Annotated in this window: 24 protein-coding genes and 2 pseudogenes; 14 read left to right on the top strand and 12 right to left on the bottom strand. The window is 42.5% G+C overall.

Features of this window, described 5'->3' with window-relative positions:
• Window positions 1-346: 346 nt before the first annotated feature.
• The 3 genes from hisG to deoC all read right to left on the bottom strand — a co-directional run bounded on the left by hisG (window position 347) and on the right by deoC (window position 2912).
• On the bottom strand, window positions 347-997 hold the full coding sequence (gene hisG / locus ACE3JL_RS12205) for an ATP phosphoribosyltransferase (protein WP_375327589.1): 651 nt from the start codon (window positions 995-997) through the stop codon (window positions 347-349).
• 199 nt (window positions 998-1196) lie between these two features.
• Complete coding sequence (locus ACE3JL_RS12200; protein ID WP_375327588.1) at window positions 1197-1985, bottom strand: HAD family hydrolase; 789 nt, start codon at window positions 1983-1985, stop codon at window positions 1197-1199.
• Window positions 1986-2234: 249 nt separating this feature from the next.
• On the bottom strand, window positions 2235-2912 hold the full coding sequence (gene deoC, locus ACE3JL_RS12195) for a deoxyribose-phosphate aldolase (RefSeq protein ID WP_375327587.1): 678 nt from the start codon (window positions 2910-2912) through the stop codon (window positions 2235-2237).
• Between the two features lie 159 nt (window positions 2913-3071).
• Between deoC and acnB the strand changes: the two genes are divergently transcribed.
• The 6 genes from acnB to ureC all read left to right on the top strand — a co-directional run bounded on the left by acnB (window position 3072) and on the right by ureC (window position 9639).
• Entirely contained in the window at window positions 3072-5681 is a 2610-nt protein-coding gene (acnB, locus tag ACE3JL_RS12190; RefSeq protein WP_375327586.1) for a bifunctional aconitate hydratase 2/2-methylisocitrate dehydratase, read from the top strand.
• Between the two features lie 139 nt (window positions 5682-5820).
• Window positions 5821-6114, top strand: coding sequence for a BrnT family toxin (locus tag ACE3JL_RS12185; protein WP_002735016.1), 294 nt, complete (start codon window positions 5821-5823; stop codon window positions 6112-6114).
• Window positions 6062-6328: a BrnA antitoxin family protein gene (locus tag ACE3JL_RS12180; protein ID WP_002746336.1), complete on the top strand. Its 267-nt coding sequence runs from the start codon at window positions 6062-6064 to the stop codon at window positions 6326-6328. Before ACE3JL_RS12185 ends, ACE3JL_RS12180 begins: the two co-directional genes overlap by 53 nt.
• Window positions 6329-6434: 106 nt before the next feature.
• Entirely contained in the window at window positions 6435-6773 is a 339-nt protein-coding gene (locus ACE3JL_RS12175; RefSeq protein ID WP_375327585.1) for a XisI protein, read from the top strand.
• A gap of 178 nt (window positions 6774-6951) precedes the next feature.
• Window positions 6952-7848: a polyphosphate kinase 2 family protein gene (locus tag ACE3JL_RS12170; RefSeq protein WP_271988798.1), complete on the top strand. Its 897-nt coding sequence runs from the start codon at window positions 6952-6954 to the stop codon at window positions 7846-7848.
• An 81-nt stretch (window positions 7849-7929) separates the two neighbouring features.
• Window positions 7930-9639, top strand: a complete 1710-nt coding sequence (gene ureC / locus ACE3JL_RS12165; protein ID WP_002785480.1) for an urease subunit alpha — start codon at window positions 7930-7932, stop codon at window positions 9637-9639.
• A gap of 56 nt (window positions 9640-9695) precedes the next feature.
• Here ureC and ACE3JL_RS12160 read toward each other — a convergent pair whose 3' ends face one another.
• The 5 genes and pseudogenes from ACE3JL_RS12160 to ACE3JL_RS12140 form a co-directional block, all read right to left on the bottom strand.
• Complete coding sequence (locus tag ACE3JL_RS12160) at window positions 9696-10031, bottom strand: LPP leucine zipper domain-containing protein (protein ID WP_159254403.1); 336 nt, start codon at window positions 10029-10031, stop codon at window positions 9696-9698.
• A 70-nt stretch (window positions 10032-10101) separates the two neighbouring features.
• Entirely contained in the window at window positions 10102-13272 is a 3171-nt protein-coding gene (locus tag ACE3JL_RS12155; RefSeq protein ID WP_375327584.1) for a tetratricopeptide repeat protein, read from the bottom strand.
• A 20-nt stretch (window positions 13273-13292) separates the two neighbouring features.
• Window positions 13293-13412: pseudogene (locus ACE3JL_RS12150) on the bottom strand (YgiT-type zinc finger domain-containing protein); the annotation flags it as partial.
• A 74-nt stretch (window positions 13413-13486) separates the two neighbouring features.
• The gene (locus tag ACE3JL_RS12145) at window positions 13487-13825 is read right to left on the bottom strand and encodes a XisI protein (protein WP_002735894.1); all 339 of its coding nucleotides are present in this window, start codon (window positions 13823-13825) and stop codon (window positions 13487-13489) included.
• A 161-nt stretch (window positions 13826-13986) separates the two neighbouring features.
• Window positions 13987-15070: pseudogene (locus tag ACE3JL_RS12140) on the bottom strand (tetratricopeptide repeat protein).
• Between the two features lie 288 nt (window positions 15071-15358).
• On the opposite strand from ACE3JL_RS12140, the gene ACE3JL_RS12135 reads away from it, so the two are divergent.
• Both ACE3JL_RS12135 and ACE3JL_RS12130 read left to right on the top strand, forming a co-directional pair.
• Window positions 15359-15598, top strand: coding sequence for a DUF433 domain-containing protein (locus tag ACE3JL_RS12135; RefSeq protein ID WP_002736820.1), 240 nt, complete (start codon window positions 15359-15361; stop codon window positions 15596-15598).
• A complete protein-coding gene (locus ACE3JL_RS12130) occupies window positions 15598-15966 on the top strand; it encodes a DUF5615 family PIN-like protein (protein WP_375327583.1) in 369 nt (122 codons plus the stop codon). The genes ACE3JL_RS12135 and ACE3JL_RS12130 overlap by 1 nt, the downstream gene beginning before the upstream one ends.
• Window positions 15967-16104: 138 nt before the next feature.
• Here ACE3JL_RS12130 and ACE3JL_RS12125 read toward each other — a convergent pair whose 3' ends face one another.
• Both ACE3JL_RS12125 and ACE3JL_RS12120 read right to left on the bottom strand, forming a co-directional pair.
• Window positions 16105-16434: a transcriptional regulator gene (locus ACE3JL_RS12125; RefSeq protein WP_375327582.1), complete on the bottom strand. Its 330-nt coding sequence runs from the start codon at window positions 16432-16434 to the stop codon at window positions 16105-16107.
• A complete protein-coding gene (locus tag ACE3JL_RS12120; protein ID WP_004157212.1) occupies window positions 16431-16589 on the bottom strand; it encodes a type II toxin-antitoxin system RelE/ParE family toxin in 159 nt (52 codons plus the stop codon). Before ACE3JL_RS12120 ends, ACE3JL_RS12125 begins: the two co-directional genes overlap by 4 nt.
• 183 nt (window positions 16590-16772) lie before the next feature.
• Between ACE3JL_RS12120 and ACE3JL_RS12115 the strand changes: the two genes are divergently transcribed.
• The 3 genes from ACE3JL_RS12115 to ACE3JL_RS12105 are packed head-to-tail and all read left to right on the top strand — an operon-like array spanning window position 16773 to window position 17746.
• Window positions 16773-17012, top strand: coding sequence for a hypothetical protein (locus tag ACE3JL_RS12115; protein ID WP_052276321.1), 240 nt, complete (start codon window positions 16773-16775; stop codon window positions 17010-17012).
• 60 nt (window positions 17013-17072) lie between these two features.
• Complete coding sequence (locus tag ACE3JL_RS12110; RefSeq protein WP_002766985.1) at window positions 17073-17336, top strand: hypothetical protein; 264 nt, start codon at window positions 17073-17075, stop codon at window positions 17334-17336.
• Complete coding sequence (locus tag ACE3JL_RS12105; RefSeq protein WP_052276320.1) at window positions 17333-17746, top strand: type II toxin-antitoxin system VapC family toxin; 414 nt, start codon at window positions 17333-17335, stop codon at window positions 17744-17746. Before ACE3JL_RS12110 ends, ACE3JL_RS12105 begins: the two co-directional genes overlap by 4 nt.
• A 15-nt stretch (window positions 17747-17761) precedes the next feature.
• Here the strand turns inward: ACE3JL_RS12105 and ACE3JL_RS12100 are convergent, their stop codons facing one another.
• Complete coding sequence (locus tag ACE3JL_RS12100) at window positions 17762-19075, bottom strand: tetratricopeptide repeat protein (RefSeq protein WP_375329609.1); 1314 nt, start codon at window positions 19073-19075, stop codon at window positions 17762-17764.
• A 973-nt stretch (window positions 19076-20048) separates the two neighbouring features.
• On the opposite strand from ACE3JL_RS12100, the gene ACE3JL_RS12095 reads away from it, so the two are divergent.
• Window positions 20049-21485, top strand: a complete 1437-nt coding sequence (locus ACE3JL_RS12095; protein WP_375327581.1) for an ammonium transporter — start codon at window positions 20049-20051, stop codon at window positions 21483-21485.
• 176 nt (window positions 21486-21661) lie between these two features.
• Entirely contained in the window at window positions 21662-23086 is a 1425-nt protein-coding gene (locus ACE3JL_RS12090; protein WP_375327580.1) for an ammonium transporter, read from the top strand.
• A 358-nt stretch (window positions 23087-23444) separates the two neighbouring features.
• On the opposite strand, the gene ACE3JL_RS12085 is transcribed toward ACE3JL_RS12090, so the two are convergent.
• Window positions 23445-24314, bottom strand: a complete 870-nt coding sequence (locus tag ACE3JL_RS12085; protein WP_271988613.1) for an alpha/beta fold hydrolase — start codon at window positions 24312-24314, stop codon at window positions 23445-23447.
• 160 nt (window positions 24315-24474) lie between these two features.
• Between ACE3JL_RS12085 and ACE3JL_RS12080 the strand changes: the two genes are divergently transcribed.
• Window positions 24475-25392, top strand: coding sequence for a histone deacetylase (locus ACE3JL_RS12080; RefSeq protein WP_271988611.1), 918 nt, complete (start codon window positions 24475-24477; stop codon window positions 25390-25392).
• Window positions 25393-25505: the final 113 nt, after the last annotated feature.

The following is a 25505-nucleotide window of genomic DNA, read 5'->3' as shown; positions in this document are numbered from 1 at the left end:
AAATCTACGGTTTCACCGATAGGTTATGCCCGAATGCTTCGCCCCTACAGGATGGGGGTTGATGAAGACGCAAGGTTTTGAACGACGATTCTCTCAAAATCTTGCACCTGTTGCGAGAGAAAAGCCACAAAACTCTTAGCTTGCCTACATTTCACATTTATTCAGCAAACCCTAGGTACTTACTAAATCCGTTGACTATAGGCTACATATCAGGACAGGCAAGAGGCAAAAGAGGGAATAAATAATCAGTTTTTAATAACCGGATTTTAGCATAATCAGTAGGTGGGTGTTAAAAATTGTCAGATACCCTCCTTAATCTTCCCCTAATAAGGGGGGCGCTGATTCGTTAAACTTTTGCCATTGATGTAGTTGCTTCTCTGAGCTTTTCTACCCAGTTATAAATATGATTGCGATTTAGTCTATAGCTGAGGGGATGAGCGATTAATCGAGCGCTACTAGCAAATAATTCGTCAATTTCTACTAAACCATTTTCCCGTAAAGTTCGACCAGTGGAAACTAGGTCAACTATCGCTTCTGACATCCCCGTAATCGGTCCTAATTCTACGGAACCATAGAGAGGTATAATCTCGACGGGAATATCTAAACGACGAAAATAATCCTTAGCACAATTGACAAATTTTGAGGCAACTTTACCGTGATGGGGAATGTCCAGAGGACTTTGATAGCGACTATCAGCAGGGACAGCTACCGACATCCGACAATAACCAAATTTTAAGTCAATTAAATTAGCCACATCGGGAGATTTTTCCAATAAAATATCATAACCAGCGATGCCTAATTGTGCCTGACCGTATTCTACATAAACTGGTACATCTGTGGCTCTTACTAATAATGCTTTCCCTTGGTTAGTGGGGTCAGTAATCTGTAATTGGCGATTTTTTGAGTCAAGAAAGGCACTAAAATCTAAGCCAATTTTCTGAAATATTTGGATACTTTCGTTTAGTAAAGCACCCTTCGGTAAGGCAATTGTTAGCATAGAGGGAATTATGAATTGGGGAGAGAGTAGTGGGGGGAGGTGGAAATTATGAATTATGAATTGGGGAGTGGGGAGCGGAAATTATAAATTATGAATTATGAATTATGAAGTGGGGATTGGGGAGAAGGGAGCAGGGAAAACAAATGAAAATAGTCTCCTGACTCCTATCTCCGATCTCCTATCTCCTGTCTCCTGACTCCTAACAGCTAAAATCATAACTGATAACCGAGATGGCAGTCAGTTCTCTAATGACCACATCAGCTAATTGTAAATCTTGATGGGTTTCTGGTTGCCAAATAATTGCGATCGCAGCTGCTGATTTTGCCTGTTTAGCCATTTCCCAATCGGCCCTAGTATCCCCTATCATCAGGGTTTTGTCCACGGCAGTCCCCAAAGCTTGACAGGTTTCTTGCAATAATAAGGGATCGGGTTTGCTTAAACCTTGATCGCAGCCTCGGGCAATTTTAACATAATTTAATAGGTGATTTTCCTTGACAAATTGCTCAACTCGTGCTGTGGTATCGGAGGAAAGAATCGCCAATTGTAAACCGGCCGCGTGCAGATAACGAATTACTTCTAAACATTGGGGATAGAGGGGATTTAAGCGGGGGGGAACCTTTTCATCGGCCGCTTGGAAGGAGGCTTTTGCGATCGCCATTGCTGTTAACCAATCCCGACCGGTGGAAGCAATACAACCAGCAGCGACGATATGATTATCTCTGCGGCTGCCCACTGCCATTAAACCAGCAGGATTGAGACTATTTGCCCCAATACCGAAAGTTTTAGTTAATAAAGACTCTAAACCAGGGATTTGCGATTCAATGGCCTGCACCCGGGCTATAGCTCGATCGTACCAGAAAGCCAGCGAATCCTCTAGCGTACCGTCCTTATCAAAAACAATCCCTTGAATATCTCTAAATTCTCGATTACCACAGCGAATTATCGGCAAATAAACCTCCTTATTTTTATCTATATTGTCAGTCATCATTTTAGCTCTCAGGAGGCAAAAGGCAAAAGGCAATAGGCAAAAGGCAAAAGGCAATAGGCACTCTTGCAATAGGCAAAAGGCAATAGGCAAAAGGCAATAGGCAATAGGCAATAGGCAAAAGGCAAAAGGCAAAAGGCAAAAGGCAAAAGGCAGCTTTGTTCTCCCTACACCCTACACCCTACACCCCACACCCCACTTCCCCACACCCCACACCCCACTTTCCTATACCTTTTAAAACAGGATTTAGTATTACTCCTCAAAAGCGGCTTTTTGCTGACGGACTAAATCGACACCGCGGGAAGTCCCCAGACGGGTGGCCCCGGCCTGGATAAGAGCGATTGCTTGTTCAATGGTGCGAATTCCGCCGGATGCTTTAATTCCTACCCGGCCTTTGCTAATTTCCTTGAGAAACTTCACATCGCTAACCGTTGCTCCTCCAAACCAGCCGGTACTGGTTTTTAGATAACTCACTCCTGCATCCATGCAAATCTCTGCTGCTAAACGTTTCTCGGTGTCCGTCAGTTGCGAGGTTTCCAGAATCGCTTTTACCGTCTGGCCAGTTTCCTGACAAATACTAGCAATTTCTTGGAATAATTGCTCAGATTTCCCATCTTTTAGCCAACCGAGATTAATAACCACATCTAACTCCTTAGCACCATTATCTACGGCTTCTAAAGCCTCATAACGTTTAACTGCGGAGGTAGTGGCCCCTGTGGGAAAACCAATCACGGTAGAAACTAAAGTTTTTTTGCCGTGGAGTAACTGCACAGCTTGTTTAACGGCAGCGGGATAAACGCAGACGGTGGGAAAATGATATTGATCAGCCTGTTGACAGTAAGCCTCTAATTGTTCACTGGTGGCGGTGGGGACGAGGAGAGAATGGTCGATATATTGTGCTAAATCTAGATCAGAATCGGTGATAGCCATTATCTACGCCTCAATATAGTCAATCGATCGCTATTTTCTCATTTTATGGAAGTCACACAGCAAAGTCATGTCTCGCTAACCTAGAAATTCCGAGACTAGCAAAAATCCAGTAACCTAGGAAGAAACCGTCACAAGTGAAGACTAGGAGAAAATAGACCTATGTTAGAAGCGTATCATCAGCACGTTGCCGACCGAGCGAAATTAGGTATCCCTCCCCTTCCCCTTAATGCTCAACAAACGGCGGAATTATGCGAAATACTCAAAAATCCGTCCGAAGAACTCAAGGGAGAATTGCTGACCCTGCTGCGTGACCGTGTTCCCCCCGGAGTTGATGAAGCGGCCTACGTTAAAGCAGGATTTTTAACAGGAATTGCCAAAGGTGAAATAAAATCTAACGTTATCTCCCCCCAGGGTGCGGTTAGCTTACTGGGAACCATGGTCGGTGGCTATAACGTTCATTCTCTGATTGAACTGCTGAAATCCAGAGATATTAATATCGCCGCTGCCGCTGCCAGTGCTTTAAGTAAAACCCTGCTGGTATTCGACGCATTTAACGAGGTTTTGGAATTATCCGACACCAATCCCTATGCTAAACAGGTTATCGATGCTTGGGCCAATGGCGCTTGGTTTATCGCTAAACCGAAACTCGCTAAAGAAATTACCGTCACCGTCTTCAAAGTCCCGGGAGAAACCAATACAGATGACCTATCTCCCGCTCCCCATGCCACCACCCGGCCCGATATTCCCCTTCATGCCTTGGTAATGTTAGAAACCCGTCAACCCGGGTCCCTAGAAACCATTGCCGAATTGAAAAAATTAGGTCATCCGGTCGCCTATGTGGGGGATGTGGTTGGGACTGGTTCCAGCCGAAAATCGGCGATTAACTCGGTTCTCTGGCATATTGGCGATGATATTCCCTTTGTGCCTAATAAACGTGCTGGTGGCTATATTTTAGGCAGTAAAATCGCCCCTATCTTCTTTAATACTGCCGAGGATTCCGGCGCTTTACCGATTGAATGCGATGTTAGCCAAATGAACACGGGGGATGTGATTAAAATTTATCCCTACGAAGGCAAAATCATCAACGAAGCGGGCGCAACTATTAGCACTTTTAGCCTCAAACCTGAGACAATTCTGGATGAAGTGCGGGCTGGCGGTCGTATTCCCTTATTAATCGGTCGCAGTCTCACGGATAAAACCCGTCACGCCTTGGGACTTGAAGCGAGTACCCTATTTACTCGTCCCACTATGCCTAATGACACGGGTAAAGGTTACACCCTAGCGCAAAAAATGGTCGGCAAAGCTTGCGGTTTACCCGGGGTGCGGCCGGGTACTTCCTGTGACCCGATTATGACTACGGTAGGGTCTCAGGATACCACCGGACCGATGACCAGAGACGAGTTAAAAGAGTTAGCCTGTTTAGGTTTTAGCGCTGATTTAGTCATGCAGAGTTTTTGTCACACGGCAGCCTATCCCAAACCGGTTGATATTCAAACTCATCACCAATTACCGGACTTTTTCTCTACCCGGGGTGGGGTGGCTTTACGTCCGGGAGATGGCATTATTCACTCCTGGTTAAATCGGATGTTATTGCCGGATACGGTGGGGACTGGCGGCGATTCTCATACTCGTTTTCCCCTGGGAATTTCCTTTCCTGCGGGGTCGGGTTTAGTGGCATTTGCCGCCGCTTTGGGAGTAATGCCTTTGGATATGCCAGAATCAGTTTTAGTACGTTTTACGGGGGAATTACAACCCGGTGTAACTCTGCGCGATATTGTTAATGCTATTCCCTACGTCGCCATCCAAGAAGGCAAATTAACCGTGGAAAAACAGAACAAAAAAAATGTTTTTAACGGTCGGATTATGGAGATGGAAGGGCTGCCGGATTTGAAATTAGAACAGGCTTTTGAGTTAACCGATGCCACGGCGGAACGTTCCTGTGCCGGTTGTACGATTAAGTTAAGTACCGAGACAGTGGCGGAATATTTACGCTCTAATGTGGCCCTGTTAAAGAATATGGCGGCCCGGGGTTATAGTGATGCCAAAACTATCCTACGTCGGGTAGCAAAAATGGAACAATGGTTAGCTAATCCCGTTCTGATGGAGGCGGATAAGGATGCCGAATATGCGGATATTATCACCGTCAATTTAAGCGAGATTAAAGAACCCATTGTCGCCGCACCCAATGACCCCGATAATATCAAGTTAATGTCGGAATGCGCCGGGGATAAAATTGATGAGGTGTTCATCGGTTCTTGTATGACTAATATCGGTCATTATCGCGCCGCTGCTAAGATATTAGAAGGGGCAGGAGTTGCTAAGGCTAAACTGTGGATTTGTCCCCCCACCCGCATGGATGAAAAACAATTGCGCGAGGAGGGAATGTACGGCATTTTTGCCGCTTCTGGGGCCCGTACTGAGATGCCTGGATGTTCCCTTTGTATGGGTAATCAAGCGCGGGTTGAAGACAGAGCAACGGTATTTTCTACCTCGACTCGTAACTTCAATAATCGCATGGGAAAAGATGCGCGAGTCTATCTCGGTTCCGCCGAATTAGCGGCGGTTTGTGCGCTGCTAGGACGCATTCCCACCGTCGAGGAATACCTGGCAATTGTCACCGAGAAAATTAATCCTTTTGCTGGCGATTTATACCGCTATTTGAACTTTAATGAAATCGCTGGTTTTGAGGATGAAGGCCGGGTAATTCCCCTAGAAGATTTACCTAAAATTGAGGATATCTTAGGGATTCCTTCTGGTGTTTTGAGTTAGTTGACCGGTTATGGGTCATTTCGATCGAGGCGAAAGATTTCTTTTGATTTCGATCAAGATGACCCCTCTAACGATCAAATTTTCGACAATTATAGGATTTTTTTCGATATACGGAATGACAACTCGATAAAATAAAAATATGAAATTCGAGTGGGATCGACAAAAGAACCGAGCGAATATCATCAAGCACGATCTAGACTTCGCGGACGCGCAGCGGATATTTGAACATCCCATTCGAGTTTCCCTTGACGAACGAGAAAATTATGGCGAAGATCGATTGATAGGAATCGGTACGCTCGATGGCCGAGTGGTAGTTGTCGTTTTTACAGAACCGAGTAGAGATACAATTCGTATTATTTCACTTCGTAAAGCTTTACCCTATGAACGAAAACGATATGAACAATACCTCCGAGACGAATTGGGAGAAAGTTGACGCTCTTACGGAAGAGGAAATCGACACATCCGATATTCCGCCCTTAACCGAGGAGTTTTTTAGTAAATCGCGGTGGTGGAAACCTGTAGAGAAAGTAAATGTTCTTGTTCAAGTAGATCCCGAAACCCTAGCTTGGTTTCAATCACAGGGTGAGGATTGTGAACAAAAAATGTCCGCCGCTTTACGGATTTATGCGGAGGCTCACAAAGTATAGTCAAGTTTAGTTCGGGTACAAGCCACACAATAAAAAAGTTCGCTATCATTTTGAGCGGGATGAAAAGCCACACAATCTCATTTACCAATAAATCGCCTTAAATGAAATGATAAAAGTGATTTATCGAAACATAATCAAGAAAATTCTCACAGAATATGCAGAAATTTTCTCACAAGTACCCGATCAAGACACAGAAGAAATATTGATGTTTGACGATAATAGAAGCCAATATCTTTGGTTTAATATTGGCTGGAAAAATGGCAAACGAATTAAAGCGATTTCCGTTTATCTTCGTCTAAAAAATGACAAAATTTATATTGAAGAAGATTGGACAGAAGCAGGTATCGCCACGGAATTAATGCGCTTAGGAATTCTCAGCAGTGAGATAGTTTTAGCTTTTCAACCTCCCGAAGTGCGTCAGTTGACCGAATTTGCGATCACCTAAAAATTATTCTTTACTTTCTCGTCAGATGAGGAGTCGCTAAAATCGAATATTTAAATATACTTGTTTCTAGGTCATTTCTGCCACTTCATCTTTGGCTCGCCAGTTCAAGGTTTAGATATTTTCCGAGCAAAAGTGCTACAATGTAATCTTAAGGGTCAAAACAATCAAGGAGAAGAGCATGGTCAGCAAAATTGATCGCCAAGCATTTTTACAATCCTTAATCGTGCCACCGGGTAAAGAAATTTCTCTGCACAAAGACTACGATCCCGGGTTTAAGCCAGACTACATTACCAAAGAAGATGCCACGCTGCTGCTGCAACAGGGGATCGAAAAAATGGCCGAGTTTCAAGATAAACTTTATGCTCAGGATACCTATGCCCTGTTAATTAATCTGCAAGCCATGGATGCGGCGGGTAAAGATGGTACGATTAGGCACGTTATGTCTGGTTTAAATCCCCAAGGCTGTCAGGTATTTAGCTTTAAAGTTCCCTCGGCCGAAGAACTAGACCACGATTATCTCTGGCGATATTATAAAGCTTTACCGGAGCGGGGTCGTATCGGTATTTTTAATCGTTCTTACTACGAAGAATTATTAGTCGTGCGCGTCCATCAAGATTTATTGGAAAGGCAAAAACTCCCCCCAGAAGACAGAACTAAGAAAGTTTGGCAGCGACGTTTTGAGGAGATTAATAATTTTGAAAAATATCTGGTTAATAATGGGGTTATTGTCCTAAAATTCTTTCTCAATGTTTCTAAAGGAGAACAGAAAAAACGATTTTTAGAAAGAATTGATCGCCCCGAAAAAAATTGGAAGTTTTCCGAAAATGATGTCAAAGAAAGAGCTTTTTGGGATGATTACACGAAAGCCTACGAGGAGGTATTCAATCATACCAGTACCGAGTGGGCTCCTTGGTATATTATCCCGGCTGATCGCAAATGGTTTACCCGTTTAGCTGTGGGGGCGGTTATTTATCACACCCTGGAATCCCTTGGTTTAAAATATCCCACCGTCACCGAAGAACATCGCCAAGCTTTACTGAAAGCCAAAGAAATCCTCGAAAACGAGCCGGATTAAAAATGGAAGAAAATCCCTAAAAAGCGATAATTGCTGGAAAATCGATCGTATAATCAATGTCGATTTTCAAGAATTCCCCCTATGAATTATCGCATCGATCGCCGCACCTATGCAGAAACCTACGGCCCCACCGTCGGAGATAAAGTTCGCCTCGCAGACACGGAATTATTTATCGAAGTCGAAAAAGATTTCACCACCTACGGCGATGAGGTAAAATTCGGCGGCGGTAAAGTAATTCGCGATGGTATGGGCCAATCCCCCATTTCTAGGGAAGATGGGGCGGTAGATTTGGTGATTACTAATGCCCTAATTCTCGACTGGTGGGGCATCGTTAAAGCCGATGTGGGCATTAAAGACGGCAAAATTTATAAAATCGGTAAAGCGGGCAATCCCCACATTCAAGATAATGTCGATATTATTATCGGTCCTGCTACCGAGGCATTAGCCGGGGAAGGAATGATTTTGACAGCAGGGGGGATTGATGCCCATATTCATTTTATCTGTCCCCAACAAATTGAGACAGCGATTGCGTCGGGGATTACCACGATGATTGGTGGCGGGACTGGACCTGCGACGGGAACTAATGCCACCACCTGCACCCCGGGAGAATGGAACATCTATCGAATGCTAGAGGCCGCCGAAGCTTTCCCGATGAATTTGGGTTTTTTGGGTAAAGGCAACAGCAGTCAGCCGGAAGGACTAGCGGAACAGGTAAAAGCGGGGGTAATTGGCTTAAAACTCCATGAAGATTGGGGAACCACTCCGGCAGCCATTGATACTTGTTTAAGCGTGGCCGATAAGTACGATGTGCAGGTGGCGATTCATACGGACACACTCAATGAAGCCGGTTTTGTTGAGGCCACTATCGCCGCTTTTAAAAATCGCGTCATTCACACCTACCACACGGAAGGGGCCGGCGGTGGTCATGCTCCCGATATTATCAAGGTTTGCGGGGAAATGAACGTTTTACCCTCCTCTACTAATCCCACCCGTCCCTATACGACGAATACCTTAGAGGAACACCTTGATATGTTGATGGTTTGTCATCATCTGGACCGGAGTATTCCCGAAGATGTGGCCTTTGCCGAATCCCGCATCCGCCGGGAAACTATTGCCGCCGAGGATATTCTCCACGATTTAGGGGCTTTTAGTATCATTTCCTCCGATTCTCAAGCGATGGGACGGGTGGGAGAAGTAATTATCCGCACTTGGCAAACTGCCCACAAAATGCGGGTACAACGGGGCAGACTGACTGGGGAAACGGGCGAGAATGATAATCTGCGGGCAAGACGATATATTGCTAAATATACGATTAATCCTGCTATTACCCATGGTGTCTCCGATTATGTCGGTTCCATTGAGGTGGGCAAATTAGCCGATTTGGTTCTCTGGAAACCGGCATTTTTTGGCGTAAAACCGGAAATTGTCCTGAAAGGCGGTTTAATCGCCTGGGCGCAAATGGGCGATGCTAATGCCAGTATTCCCACACCCCAACCGGTTTATATGCGTCCTATGTTTGCCTCTTTTGGTGGTGCGATCGCCAAAACTTCCTTGACATTTGTTTCTAAATATGCTATGAAAGCGGGCATCCCTGAGAAGTTAAAGCTGAAAAAAACCGCCGTAGCTGTGTCGAATACGCGCAATATCAGTAAGGCTAGTATGAAGCTAAATGACGCTTTACCGCGCATGGAAGTTAATCCCGAAACCTACGAAGTGCGTGCTGACGGGGAATTATTAATCTGTGAACCTGCTACAGTTTTACCCATGGCCCAACGCTATTTCCTATTTTGAATTCGATTTCAGAAAACGGGTTTTTTCAAAAAACCCGTTTTCTTTTTGAATCACAGTTAAGGATTAGTAGGAAGGTTTGGTAAAAATAACTTAACTAATCCTGCCATTAGTGCAGCAACAATAGCAACAAAGATGGTTCGATTAGTAAATTCCAAGTTATCTAGTCGTTTATTCACACCTGTTAATTCTCCTTTAACATTTGCTAGGTCAACTCTTAAGTTATTCACTTCTTCAGATAGCTTGTCTATTTTGCTATTAAGTTGTTCAGATAATCTGTCTATTTTGCCATTAAGTTGTTCAGATGATTTGTCTATTTTGTCATTAACTTCTTTGAATTGTCCTACAATAAAGTCTTTTAATTCTTTGAGGTCGTTTTCTGTAAATGTTGCCATTGTGTGACTCTCCTAGTAATTGTTTGTGATACCAATAATCTTACCACTAAGTTTAACTCCTAACCCTTAATCAGTCAAATTGCATCGAAGTTGCATCACCAGAAGGAATAAAACTGGCCCAATAAAAAGGATGTTTTTGCTTCTCACCCTTGAGCATTCCTAGTTGAATTTGTCGTAAAGCTTCACTGCGTCCTTCTCCTTTTTGTAAGCGTCCATAATAGGCGACCATTAAATCTTTAGTTGCATCATCAGATACTTTCCAAAGGCTAATTAATTGGCTTTCACTTCCTGCAATAACTAAAGCGCGGCGCAATCCATAAACTCCCTGACCGATTTTAATATCTCCTTTCCCCGTATCGCAAGCAGAAAGGACAACTAATTTGGTTCCGACTAAGTTTAAATTGGTAGTTTCTAAAGCAGTTAAAACCCCATCATCTCCTGCACTTTGACCGATTGTAACTCCCGCTAAAACTAACCCAGAACGCAATAAAGGATTCTCAATAACATTGCTTTCTGGTTTAAAAAAACCATGGGTAGCGATGTGGAGAATATTCGGTTTTTTAACTTGTTTGACGGCGTTTTCTGTGGCTTGAGAACCAGTTAAAACAGTGGCTTGAGGTAAGATATTTTTAATCGCTTTAGCTTCTTCCTCTGTACCCGGAAGACCGGGAAAAGTAAACTCAGACAGGTCGATGGAACGAGTGAGAGCGACTTTTTCCCCTGCTTTACCGTAGAAAGGATCAGCTACAATGAGCGGAGATTGTTGACTGGCAAATTTATCTTTTAGACGCAATAAATCCCGTCCAGAAGTGAGATAGGTAATATGATAATTTTCCACTAAGTATTGATTATTTTCATCCACTAAAGCTTCAAAGGGAATTAAATTAAGTGCAGCATCAGGAGAAAGCAGAATTGTTTTAGTATTGCCTAATAATTGACGGATAGGCTGCATCAATGTCTCATCAAGTTGACGCGCTGATTTTTGCAGTTGAGGGAGAGGAGTTTGTGCGTCTGCAAGATTGTCACGAAAGTAAATTAATTTGTCATCAATCGGTTTAGCTTCCCCTAAATCCTTAGCTTTGATGTCACCATTGGGATAGAGAATATAAACAGCATAGCGAGGGATGCCAAAACTATCATTTTTAGGATTAAAAGGTCGATAGCGGACTATTTCAACTAAAGCAGCATCAGCAGGAATTAGCTTTTGAATACCTTCGAGGGTAATGGGTTGGGATAGGCTACGAAATTCGGCACTACGAACACCGATTTTACCCTCTATTTCTTTTGCTTTTGCGGTAACTTCGTTAATTTGTTGACGGTAAATTTCTGGGTTTTTAAAAGTCAGGTTAGATAGTTGAGTCCGAACTTCAATCAGTTGAGTTAATAATCGTTGACTTTCGAGGTCATCAGTACGTTGTCGGAGAATTTGTAAGCTATTGGTTGAAACATCTAAAATTCGTCCTTTACGTTCTAAGATAGTTTTCAAGGCGAGACGGGTTACTTCTGGGTTATTCGGTGCAGCTTGAAGATTGAGGGAAATCACCACATCAGTCCTCCCTAAAACCTTTGCCATATAATCTTGTTTTTGCTTGTCATCCCCCATTTTTAGATTTTCTGAGAGGTTGTATTCTTGTACTGCAAGTCCTTGGCTGAGATAATTAATTGCTTGAGGAATATCATCTTGAGACTGGTAAAATACAGCCAAATTGTTGAGACTGGAGGCGGTATCGGGATGGTTGTCTCCTAATTGTTGTTTCCTGATAGCTAAAGCCTGTTTGTAGAGGGGTTCGGCTTCGCTATATCTTCCTTGAACTCTGTAAAGTGCTGCCAAATTGTTGAGACTTTGTGCAGTGTCGGGATGGTTGTCTCCTAATTGTTGTTTCCTGATAGCTAAAGCCTGTTTGTAGAGAGGTTCGGCTTCGCTGTATCTTCCTTGAACTCTGTAAAGTGCTGCCAAATTGTTGAGACTTTGTGCAGTGTCGGGATGGTTGTCTCCTAATTGTTGTTTGCTGATAGCTAAAGCCTGATTGTAGAGGGGTTCGGCTTCGCTATATCTTCCTTGAGACTGGTAAAGTTCTGCCAAATTGTTAAGACTGGTGGCGGTATCGGGATGGTTGTCTCCTAATTGTTGTTTGCTGATAGCTAAAGCCTGATTGTAGAGGGGTTCGGCTTCGCTATATCTTCCTTGAGAATAGTAAAGTAATGCCAAATTGTTGAGACTGGTGGCGGTATCGGGATGGTTGTCTCCTAATTGTTGTTTGCTGATAGCTAAAGCCTCTTTGTAGAGGGGTTCGGCTTCGCTATATCTTCCTTGAGACTTGTAAAGTAATGCCAAATTGTTGAGACTTTGTGCAGTTAGGGGATGGTTGTCTCCTAATTGTTGTTTAATGATAGCTAAAGCTTGTTTGTAGATGGGTTCAGCTTCGCTATATCTTCCTTGAGAATAGTAAAGTGCTGCCAAATTGTTGAGACTTTGTGCAGTTAGGGGATGGTTGTCTCCTAATTGTTGTTTAATGATAGCTAAAGCCTGATTGTAGAGGGGTTCGGCTTCGCTATATCTTCCTTGAACTCTGTAAAGTTCTGCCAAATTGTTGAGACTTTGTGCGGTATCGGAATGATTTTCCCCTAATTGTTGTTGTCTGATGGCTAAAGCTTGTTTGTAGAGGGGTTCGGCTTCGCTGTATCTTCCTTGAGAACCGTAAAGTGCTGCCAAATTGTTGAGACTTTGTGCAGTTAGGGGATGGTTGTCTCCTAATTGTTGTTTAATGATAGCTAAAGCCTGATTGTAGAGGGGTTCGGCTTCGCTATATCTTCCTTGAACTCTGTAAAGTTCTGCCAAATTGTTGAGACTTTGTGCAGTTAGGGGATGGTTGTCTCCTAATTGTTTTTTGATGATAGCTAAAGCTTGTTTGTAGAGGGGTTCGGCTTCGCTGTATCTTCCTTGAGAATCGTAAAGGAATGCCAAATTGTTGAGACTTTGTGCAGTTAGGGGATGGTTGTCTCCTAATTGTTGTTTGATGATAGCTAAAGCCTGTTCTGCTAGGGGAATCGCCTCGTTGTATTTCCCCTGCTGATACAATTGAATAACTTGCTGATTTAGCCTCTCTGCTTCGGCTAATTTATCTTGCGGTGAAACCTGAGAAATCACCTGTCCCACCGTTGGGGTTAACATGACTCCCGATAATCCCATCATCCCGGTAATGACGACAACCGCTATCCCTGATTTGATTGATACTTTCATTGGTTTTTTATCCCTAGAGTTTATTGATAGGCAAAAACATCAACTTGAATAGATTTGTCGGGTTGAGCCTTTCGCTGTAGTAAAATTCTGATTTTTTCTGCCGTTTCACTACTAAAAACAACCTCACCACAGTTATAACATTACTTTAAGGCAGAGCCTTAGATATTGTGTTCCAAGGCTTTGCCTTGGAACAAGGGGACAAGGAGAATTTGTTTTAAGTACCATAATTAGTATAAGGCCGTTTATAAGGTGGTTGCAGTCCCAAAACAATATCCTCCCTCTTAACACCCATTGAAATTAAATCCTCTGCTGGATTCAATTCCGTTAAATTTTGTTGTAGCCAAATCTTATTATCACGAATATCAAAATGAACAATCGAGCGGTAAACTCGTTTTAAACCTTCCCATCCTACATTCATCCACTGATAATGATCCCGTTCCACATCAAATATTAATTGTACTTCTACGTCTTCACCGGTAACATCTTCTGCTACATAGCGACTTAACAAATTTTGCACTGCTTGACGATATTTTATGAGTTTATCTTTATCCATTGTGTAATTACCTCCGTACAAAAGTAGTAGTCATCATCCATAATTTATAGTAATTTCAAATAAGTTGTAGGGGCGAAGCATTCGGATAAGAAATCTACGGTTTCAGCGATAGGTTATTGCCCGAATGCTTCGCCCCTACGGGAGTGCTATAACTTCCATCCTTACTCCCTCCTTAAAATGTCATTAATTATTTTATCCAATTCCTGAACCTGCAAAGTATCCCCTAACTGATTATAAGTCCCCTTCGCCTTAGTTAACCACTGTATCGCCTCATCCTTATTTCCCAAGAGACGATAAGCTATTCCTAAACCCGCTTGTATCTCCGCTTGCACTGACAAATTCTGCGTATTTGTTGCCAGTTTTAACGCTTTTTCATAAGGTTTTTTTGCCAACTGAGGCAAACCCATCTTAAGGTAAGTATCCCCTAACAGTTGATAAACCGTAGCAACCCGACTATTTTGCTTAACCAATCCTTCTAATACCTCAACCGCATCCCCATACAACCCATAACCTCGATAGAGATGCGCTAAAACTAACCCTGCTTCCTCCGGGGATAATTGCTGCTGTTGAACAGCTTTAACAGCATCTAAAACCGTTTTCTTCGTCTGTTCATCTAATACTGTAAACCCGACGTTTTCATCATCACGTCTAGAAGACGCACCATTATCAGCTTCTATGGTTACTCGATATCGCCTTCCTGCTTCCAGAGGAGGTTCACCAGGATAGACTATTTCAGTTTTATTTGTCTGCGTTTCCCAATTAACCCCATCTATTTTGATAGTATAATTAGTTGCACCCGGAACAGCATTCCACCGCAGTGGAGGACGATTGGTGAGAATATTCGTTTGACGGGGAGTAATTAGATAAGGTAATTTTGCTAAAACTTTCTCTTTATCTCCTGTGGAGGGTTGTATTATTACTATTGGGAAGTGAAATCACAGGATTTCCCCGAGGACAGCCATTAGAAACAATATACTTTCCCGGTTTAACCATCCACTGCTTGAGATTACTACAATAAACCTTAACGGAAGCGTTAGCTGCCACTTCTAACTTATCATCAAAACTGAGGGTAAGTCCGACAGAAGCAGGAAGGGGTTTTTTCCATTGTGGTTTTTTAACGGTAACTTTCCCTTTTACCTGAAAAATCGTGTTAACTCCAACAGTGTTGCTAAAAGTCGCCGCCGGAAATCCTACTGTAATTAATATCAGGGAAATGGGGGTAAAGATTTTGAGAAATTTATTCATGGGTTGAATCAATTGGGGTTTGGCTTTAATTAGGTTCGTTGTTGAACTTTAGTCATAATCCGGTGCGATTTCAGAAAACGGGTTTTTTTAAAAAAACCGTTTTCTCGTCTAACTTGTTATACTATACTACTACAACTTAAAACCTCACCATTCCCTAATCTTCCCTATGGGGTTGGAGACAAGCTTTGCACCCTCACAGAAGGAGTAATTTCCCACTTCCACTCGCAACTATAGAATTAGCTATAATAAAATTACCACAGGTATCATCTTCATATTTCTGGAAACTATATGACCTTAAAACAATTAGACCGAATTACTTTTAACTCCAAAATTATGGCAGGTCAAGCCTGTATTCGAGGAATGCGTATTCCTGTTTCTTTAATTCTTAATCTACTTGCTAACGAAAAGCCGATAGAGGAAATATTAGAGGAATACCCTGACCTAGAAAGAGAAGATATTCACCAATGTTTATTATATGCTTCTTGGTTAGCCAGAGAACAAGTTCATCATTTTGAATTAATCGAGTAATGGAGATAGAGTTTCTAGCCGATATGGGGATTTCTCTGCGTACAGTCTCATGGTTAAGAGAACAAGGTTATGATGTCGTTCATCTTCGAGATGAAGGCTTACAAACTTTATCTGATCAGGAAATTCTTGCCAAAGCAAAAAGAGAAAAGCGGATAATTTTAACTGTCGATCTAGATTTTTCTCAACTTCTCGCTATTAGTGGTGATAATTTACCAAGTGTCATCCTATTCCGTTTAGGCAATGAAAACTACAATCTAATTAATCAGCGTTTAACTATAGTTTTACGAGATTGTACAAAAGCATTAAAGACGGGAGCAATTGTGTCAGTAACAGATCGTATTTTTCGGATTAGATTTTTACCAATTTAAGATTTTTGCTTTATAGCGTTCATGGAGTCTTCCCGTTAATTCCATCTTAAATATTGTGTTCCAAAAGCGAACACCTTTATTATTGAGTACAAATTATAACATTGGCAAATAATCTCCCTGTCCTCTGTGTCTCTGTGGTTAATTACACTTCGTTTCTGAATAGTCACCAATAATTATAGGTTCTTTGTTGGGAATTTTAACAATAATTTCGACAGTTCCACCTAAGGCGTTAACTACTTTGCGCAGTGTATTTAGCTCTAGATTTTGCTCTTGTTTAAGTTTAGGTACTATTGATTGCTGTACTTCAAGATACTTTGCCAATTCTGATAAAGATAAACCTAGTTTTTCCTGCAAATACTTAAGCGTAAGTTCCTCCAGATAAATTTGGGAAGCTCTTGCTTTAATAATTGCTTGTCGTTCTCCACAAAGTTTATTAAATTCTTCCGAGAAGTTGGTATATTCTTTCATGACTTTTCTTCCTTAAGTTTTTCCAGATATTTTTGATAACGTTGATCTGCTATAGGAATATTTTCTTTGTACCATCTTTTGTTACCTGACTTGTTCCCCCCAACAAGTAAAATTGCTTGTCGATGAGGATCAAAGGCAAATAAAACACGCCACATAAAACAATGTCAAGCTTTCAGTTAAACATTCGGCTCTCTTGCCATCATCAGTATAAATTATAAAATCGGTGAATAATCTCTGTGTTCTTTGTGTCTCTGTGGTTAATTACCCTCGATAATCTCCGTACCTCGCTCCAACTCGAAAATGCTATGATAAAAACAAACTATCACTTTTTATCAAGTATGGACAAACAAAACCCTCAATCTAACGCAGAATCAGACAATTTAATGGAAGAACTCGATGCTAAATGGGATGCACTAGAAAATGACCCAGAATTTCGCAAAAAACCTTTTTGGCAAAGAATTGTTGAGATTGGTAACGTTGTTCCCCAATCAGAATGGCGAAAACACTTACCTACAGACTTTGCGCGCAACGCGGAACATTATATGTACGGCGCACCGAGAGAAGATGAGGAAGAATAACAAACACAGAACTAACGTCAATTCAAAGTTATAATATATGTAGTAAACCAATCCCACTAAATGATTATGAATCCCCCAAACAATCCCACTCGCACAGAAGAAATTCCGACAATAGAGGAACTTCCGACAATAGCTGAATTACAAGCAAAATTCGCTCAACTTCAAGCTGATCCCGAATTCCGCAAAAAACCTTTTTGGCAAAGAATTGCAGAAATTGGCGCACTTGTTCCCCAGTCAGAATGGCGAAAACACTTACCTACAGACTTTGCGCGTAATTTTGAACACTATATGTACGGCGCACCAAGAGAAGATGAGGAAGAATGAGAAAAATTTTCTTAGATACATCCTATTTGCAAGCACTCGCTGATTATAGAGACAATCTCCATGAACTTGCCACACTAATGACAGTAAGACTAGGAAAATTTACAGGAATTACTAGCGAAATGATTTTGACAGAATTACTTAACGCATTGTCAGGAAGAGGAGATTATCTACGCCAATCTGCTATTAACTTAACCAACGATTTGAAAAACGATTCTAGTATAGAAATCATTCCCCAAACCAGTGAACAATTTGAGCAGGCTTTTGATTTTTATCAAAGACGATTAGATAAAGGTTATAGCTTAACTGATTGTGCTTCCATGCAGATTATGAGACAACTGGAAATCTCTGAAATATTAACCTTTGATAAGCATTTTCAGCAAGAAGGATTTAGCGCATTACTCAGAGAATAGTCACTAAACTTTACTTCACTTTAATTTTTTTCTCGCTTCATATAACCATTGCTCCTCCTCCGTATTAATTTCCCTCCCTTGAGCTAAATTAAGACATTTACGCCAATTTTCCTGAGATGATTTCTTGTCTTCTTTTTCTAAAAGTTGAGCATAAATACAAAAAGCAGCACCGGGATTGCGGATAAATTTCTGATAAGCTGGATTTTCAGCGATACTAATAGCGACTAAAAGATTAGGAACTGCATCTTCACTGCGATTTTGCTTAAATCTGGCCCAGCCTAGATTTTTATAAATACTATATTTTTGTACTGCTAAATTGCGTTTCTCCTCTTCAGTAAATTGGTCTAACTTTTCATCTTTTTCTGCTAATAATCTCTTAGCTTTTTCCAGTAACTCTACCGCTTCTGCATTCTTATTCTCGCGCAGATACCAATAAGCAAGATTATTATAAGCATCTATAAAACCACCTTTTGCCGCAATTAAATAGTGTTTCTTCCCATTAGTCAAATCCTGTAACTCTTCATAAAGTGTTGCCAACTTATAATGAGCATCTAAATTATCTGGATCTAACTCAATTGCTTTTAAATACTTCTCTTCGGCTGAGGCTAAATTAGGAAGTTCTTGACTTGCTGGCGGAGGAGATTGTAAATGGCTTCCTTCTTGCTTATAAAACTCAGAAAACCAAGAGAAATTTAGATAAATTCCCAAGAGAAAAGCAAAAACTATTACTGTTACAGAAAACTGTATTTCTTCATACCAATGTTCAGCAATCCCAAGAAATTTCATTAACTTAACAAAACCCTTCTGGCGCGTCCGTGTGAGAGCATTTTCAGTTTGTAATAAAGAAATGAAAGTCGAAAAAATAACACCTCCTATTTCTAGCAAACCTGAACCCCCACTAAGAAACCGAGTAGCAATCGTTCCGATTAATGTAAAATTAACCCCTAATAAAACCAGTTTACCGATTCTCCATAGCCAATCAAAGCGATTGCAAGGATGCAGAGATTCCCTGCTTTCTAAATGCCACCACCAAGCTTGAGCAGAAATAGGTAAAGTCTCCCGATATTCAGCTAAATCAAGAACCTGATTTACTTTGTAACTTTTCTGTTTTAATCTACTATCTTGTTCGATTAATTTTGACCACATATCAACCGAAATTTCTGCCTCGACTTCTATTTGTTTCTGAAGAGCATCTCTGGCGGTAATAATTTCTAAAGCCTGTTCTTTTTTCAGAAATTTCTTCTGAGAAGTATCTAAATAATTTAGAGCATTCTGGTAACGCTCTAAAGCAACTTGAAAGGGTGTCGGCGCAGGTGAGGGAAAATTCATATTATACAATCCTAAAAGTTTAGTTTCTTTCACTGTTTGAGGGTAAAAAATAGGCTCTTCTAGGTTCTGTGTGATCTCGCGTAGCGAGCGCGTTGCGACCAGTTTAACTTACATTATGATTGATCGATCTTTGTGTCCTTTGTATCGGGAGCATCTCACCTTTGCAATAAGCATAAATACTTAGTAGAAAAATAGGCTTTTCGAGGGTAATTCTTGTTTTAATTCTCCATGTACGCGGTCTTTAAAAGCCTCTATTTCGTTCCAAGACACGATTAAGAGTGGCTTTTAGGCTAAGTATAATTACTCATCGCGTAAGTGAGATGCTCCCTTTGTATCTCTGTGGTTCGTTCCACTCACTCGCCCGTAAGACTGTATCTTAGAATACATTTTACCTACCAAACCGGGGAGAGCCAGCGTTCGACAAAAGCTCACCCCGAAGTCTCACCGTCGAAGCCTGAATACTGACAACCGATAGCTAAAAAGCTGAATAACTTAATTAGGGTCTGCTGAAAAAGTTTTTCCCGGGGGTAGGAGTCGGTCATCAGTAGCCGGTCGTTTCAGGCTCTGTTGCCCTTGTTTTTTGTACCAAGCCATGTACTATAAAAAGAATAATGCAAGGTTGTTGAAAGTCCCAATCCGATTTTCTGGCACTAACATCGGACTGTAACAGGTCAAAAGCCTTATTTTAAAAGGGTTTTACCATTATTCAGCAAGCCCTAATTATTGGTCACTTCTATACTATTATTATTTTAAAATGAAATGTATCAAAGAATACAGAAATCTCAAATCAAAAAAACAAAGATCGAAAAACATTGACTACTCACACATCAAGATAAATCCCTAGGTGTTTGGTCTTCTGAAATGATTGACCCCTGTTCCTAGGATTTAGCGGTTGAACGGACATAATTGCTCGGTGATTATTTTCAACAGTAATGAATCGACCTACTAACTCAACAAAGTAAACGAATTAACGATGAAACGAATTGCTCGAAAATCTGGGGAATTTGTCGGTTTATTACCGAAAATTAACCCTGTCTGGTTAGCCTGTGTTCCTTTGTCCGCGATTATTTTCGTGGTTTGGAATACAGCCGTACAGGCCCAAGATGCGAAACCCCTAACCCCCGAAGATGTCCAAAACGCCCTCAATACAATCTGGGTTTTAATTGCCGCTATCCTCGTGATCTTTATGAACGCGGGTTTTGCGATGCTAGAAACGGGATTCTGTCGCCAGAAAAACGCCGTTAACGTTCTCGCCAAAAACCTGATCGTTTTCGCCCTCTCCACCATATCATTTTGGGCGATCGGTTTCTCCCTGATGTTTGGGTCTGTCAGTAACGAATTTTTCGGTACAGGAGGATGGTTTCTCAGCAGTAGCGATCCCGCCAGCTACGTTATGCCTGCCTCTTTGCCCACCTCGGTGTTTTTCCTCTTCCAAGTCGCTTTCGCGGGAACGGCGGCAACCATTGTATCTGGGGCGGTGGCAGAACGGATTAAATTCACCGATTTCCTTGTTTTTAGCTTAATTATCGTCGGTATCATGTACCCGATCACCGGTCACTGGGTTTGGGGCGGCGGTTGGTTAGCCGACCTTGGTTTTAAAGACTTCGCCGGTTCGACGGTGGTTCACTCGGTCGGTGGTTGGTCTGCCTTAACGGGGGCGGCTATTCTCGGCCCGAGAATGGGTAAATACATCAACGGTCGCACCAATGCCTTACCCGGCCATAACATGAGTATTGCGACCTTGGGTTGTTTAATTCTCTGGATTGGCTGGTTTGGTTTTAACCCCGGTTCTACTTTAGCGGTTAATGAAACTGTACCCTATATCGCTGTCACCACTAACCTCGCCGGGGCTGCGGGTGGCATTGCCGCTACCTTTACCGCTTGGGCGAAAGATGGTAAACCCGACCTTTCGATGATTATTAACGGTATTCTGGCCGGTTTAGTAGCCGTTACTGCCGGTTGTGATGGTGTATCCTATTGGTCGGCGGCAATCATCGGTTTAATTGCCGGTGTGGTCGTGGTTTACTCGGTGGCTTTCTTCGATAACCTGAAAATTGATGACCCCGTGGGTGCGACTTCCGTTCACCTCGTCTGTGGTGTGTTTGGAACTTTAGCCGTCGGTATCTTCAACAAAGATGCGGGTTTAATCACCGGTCAATTCCAACTGTTTATTAACCAAATTATCGGAATTGTGGCAGTAGGGGCATTTACCCTGATTGTCAGTGGTATTGTTTGGACAATCCTTAAGGCTACCCTCGGTATTCGTGTTACTCCCGAAGAAGAAATGGAAGGTTTGGATATAGGCGAACACGGAATGGAAGCCTATAGCGGTTTCGTCAAGGAGTCCGATATCGTTACTGGCGGCCATTATGCTTCCAGTGTTGACATGGAAACGCCTAGCAGTCGTTAGGGTAAACCTTGTAAAGATAGATTAATTAGATCCCCGACAAAGTTAAAGAGAAAAGGAAGAAGGCCTCGCCCCGATGCGATCGGTGGCTATAATTGGCTTCTAAACCTTTTCTCTTTCGGTTTTTTGTCTCTTTCCGGACAGAAAAAATTAATCTTGCTACTAGGCAGCAACCGTCAATGAAAAAGATCGTAGGAATAATCGTACTTTTGCTGGCACTGGGATTCAATTGCGGAGTTGCCCCAGTTTTTGCGGAAACCATCGCCGCCGCTCCCCCCAATCCGATTAGTGCTGGAGATACCGCTTGGATGCTGATCTCGTCGGCTTTAGTTTTATTAATGACCCCCGGACTGGCTTTTTTTTATGGGGGTTTAGTGCGTTCGCGTAACGTCCTCAACACCATGATGATGAGTTTGGTGGCCATGGGCGTCATCGGTGTAACTTGGGTGCTTTGGGGTTATAGTCTCGCTTTCGATGTCACCCCGGGTAAAAGTGGTTTTGGCGAGGGAATTGAAGCTTTTATCGGGGGACTAGATTGGATTTTTCTCAACGGTGTCACCGCCGCCACACCTGACAATATCGGTTATGCACCCACCGTTCCCCATCAAGTGTTTATGGTCTATCAGATGATGTTCGCCATCATCACCCCGGCTTTAATTTCGGGTGCGATCGTGGAACGGGTTAACTTTAAAGCCTATTTTTGGTTTTTACTGCTTTGGTCCACCTTTATCTATTCTCCCCTAGCTCACTGGGTTTGGGGTAAGGGTTGGTTAGCAGCCACTGGGGCGCTGGATTTCGCCGGTGGAACTGTTGTTCACATTAGTTCTGGGATTTCCGCACTGGTGGCCGCTTGGGTAATCGGTCCGCGGCGTAGTTTTGGAACTCAAACCTATGCACCCCATAATGTGCCGTTTGTTCTCCTCGGTATCGGTTTACTCTGGTTCGGTTGGTTTGGTTTTAATGGGGGTAGCGCGCTTTCCTCTAGTTCCCTAGCTACGACGGCCTTTGTTAATACCACGATCGCCGCTTCGGCTGGGGGTTTGACATGGATGCTGATAGAATGGATTTTACGGGGTAAACCGACAGCGATCGGTATTGCTAGTGGATTTTTGGGGGGATTAGTGGGTATTACTCCCGCTGCCGGTTTTGTTCTACCCATCGGTGCGATTCTGATTGGTTCGATCACTGCCCTTAGTTGTTTTTTTGCGGTTAGTCTCCGGGCAAAATTGCGCTTTGATGATTCTTTGGACACCTATCCCGTCCATGGTGTGGGTGGGACAATAGGGGCGATCCTTACGGGGGTTTTTGCCACAAAAGAGGTTAATTCTCTCGGTAATAACGGTTTACTATTTGGCAACCCCGGCTTAGTCTGGACGCAATTTGTTGGCGTTGCTGCTACTTATATCTTTGCTGCCGTCGGTACTTTTGTGATTCTGAAAGTTCTCGGTTTATTTATGGATCTGCGGGTTAAACCGAATACGGAAGCAGAAGGGTTAGATGTGCCTCAACACGGAGAGGAGGCCTACGGACAGGAATTCGAGTTTGGTAACAGCTTTTCCTACCAAGAAAATCCTCCCACCACAAATCCGCAAGAAAATTATTAGGGATTCAATCGGCTATTGGTGCGGCTAACAGAGGCGAAATTTCGTCTCTGTAGAACTTGGTTCAACGTAGTCAAAACAGCAAAAAATTAGCGATTCTTACTGACAAGAATCAAGAAATTTGTAGGTCAGCTAACTAAGCAATTGTGTAGGCGGATCTGCCTTTAATAAGTGGGGTTTGCTGAATAAATCTAAAAACCTTGTTGGATAAGACTTTTAGACTTTTTTTTCTCAAAAAGTGCCAAACATTGGAGTGATCGGGGGTAAAATTTAGGTACTTTTTACCTGAATTTTAGATAATTGACTCCCTCAAAATCGGTAAAACCCTACACCCACGAAAAACTTTTTCAGCAGACCCTACTTAGCAAAGAAACTCCTCGATCGCCTGTCCCGTCTCTTCTGGTGCTTCTTCCGGTAAAAAATGACCACTGGCGATCGCCTGTCCTGTGACTTGATTAGCTCGCTGCTGCCAAAGAGCGATCACATCGTATTGACGTGCAATGAAACCTTTTTTTCCCCAAAGAACCAAGAGGGGAGAGGAAATTTTCTGGTCTAAATCCTGACGATCATGCTCTAAATCGATGGTAGCGGCGGCCCGATAATCGGCACAGGTGGCGGTTATCGTGCTTAAATCTCGAAAACAACGCTGATATTCCCCCAAAGCTTCCTCTGTAAAAGCGCTAAAATCTCGCCCCCAACTTTGCAAGCAATGTTGCAGATAATAATCGGGATTAACGGCGATCAGGGTTTCGGGAAAAGGGGAAGGCTGAATCAAGAAAAACCAATGATAGTAGGCAGTGGCAAAAGTTTGATCAGTAGCCTCGTACATCGCCAGCGTCGGTGCTATATCGAGTAAAACGAGTTTTTTAACCTTTTCTGGAAAATCAAGAGCGAGACGGTGGGAAACTCGCGCTCCTCGGTCGTGACCGATCAGATAAAACTCCTGATAACCCAATTTTTCCATCAGCAACACCTGATCTAGAGCCATAACTCGCTTGCAGTAATTGCTAGAATCTTCTAGGGGTAAGGGTTTATCGCTATCTCCGTAGCCGCGCAGATCCGTGGCGATCACCGTAAAATTGGCTGCTAATCGGGGGGCGATTTTATGCCACATTTGATGGGTTTGGGGATAACCATGGAGCAAAAGCAGCGGAAAACCGCGCCCACCTTTGACACCATTGATAGTAATGCCATTAACTTCTAGTTGAAATTTCCGAAAATTTGCCAGCATTTTTGCTTCCTGTCACCTTAGAGGGAGATAATTGCATCATCTGGCAAAAGTGGCCTAATCAGTAAAGTTTTTTCACTATAGCTCCTCAAGCCCCTGTTTTTCTGATAGATTAAAACCATTGGGTTGTTCAAAAATCAACGAGTTAAGTAGTAATTTGATTATGATCTCGATTATCTATTCCGATGAATTTCTCGATCACGATACAGGTATTTACCATCCCGAAAAAGCGGCGCGTTTAACGGCAATTGTCGAGGCTTTAAAACAAACAGAATGGCAGTCAAAATTAACATGGTATTTACCGACACCGCTCGAAATTCGCGACGAAGTGATCACTTTGATTAAACAAGTTCATAATCAAGATTATGTTGAGAGATTGCGGCGAATTTGTCAACGGGGTGGGGGAAGATTGGATGCAGATACTCCCGTTTCTGCCCGTAGTTACGATGTGGCGTTACTAGCGATTAGTGGCTGGTTAGATGGAGTCGATCGAGTCTTATCTACTGGCAATCCTGCCTTTATTTTAGCCCGTCCTCCTGGACATCATGCTACTTCTAACTATGGCATGGGTTTCTGTCTGTTTTCTAATGCTGCTATTGCGGCCTATTATGCTTTAGAAAACAAAAGAGTGCAAAAAGTAGCGATTCTTGATTGGGACGTACATCACGGCAATGGCACCCAGGATATAGTCGAAAATCATCCCCAGATTGCCTATTGTTCCCTCCATCAATTCCCCTTTTATCCCGGCACGGGAGAAGCAAGAGAAAAAGGTGAGTTTAATAATGTTTTGAATATTCCCTTACCGGCGGGAAGTACGATTAAGGATTATCAAGAACATTTTGAGGGGCAAGTCATGCCTTTTCTGAAAAATTTTCAACCGGATTTAGTGATTGTTAGTGCTGGATATGATGCCAATCAAGCGGATCCTCTGGCGGGAGTTTGTTTACACCCACAGGATTATGGAATTTTAACCAAATACCTCTTAACTCTCAATAAACCGCTGCTTTTCGGCTTAGAAGGCGGTTATGATTTAGAAACTTTAGCAGCTTCCGTCATCGCCACCTTAGAAGCTTTGCTCTGATCCTAATCTGGGTAATCGTTACATTTCTTTAAAAAGATTGGTAACAAAGCGATCTAATGCGGTAAGGTAAACGATCGATAGAAAAAAAACCTTGACCTAGTTGCCTTTTAAGA

This window comes from Microcystis sp. BLCC-F210 (assembly GCF_042134685.1).
GTDB lineage: Bacteria > Cyanobacteriota > Cyanobacteriia > Cyanobacteriales > Microcystaceae > Microcystis > Microcystis aeruginosa_D.
Note: the sequence above shows the minus strand (reverse complement) of the source record. Positions and strands in the feature narration are given on the sequence as shown.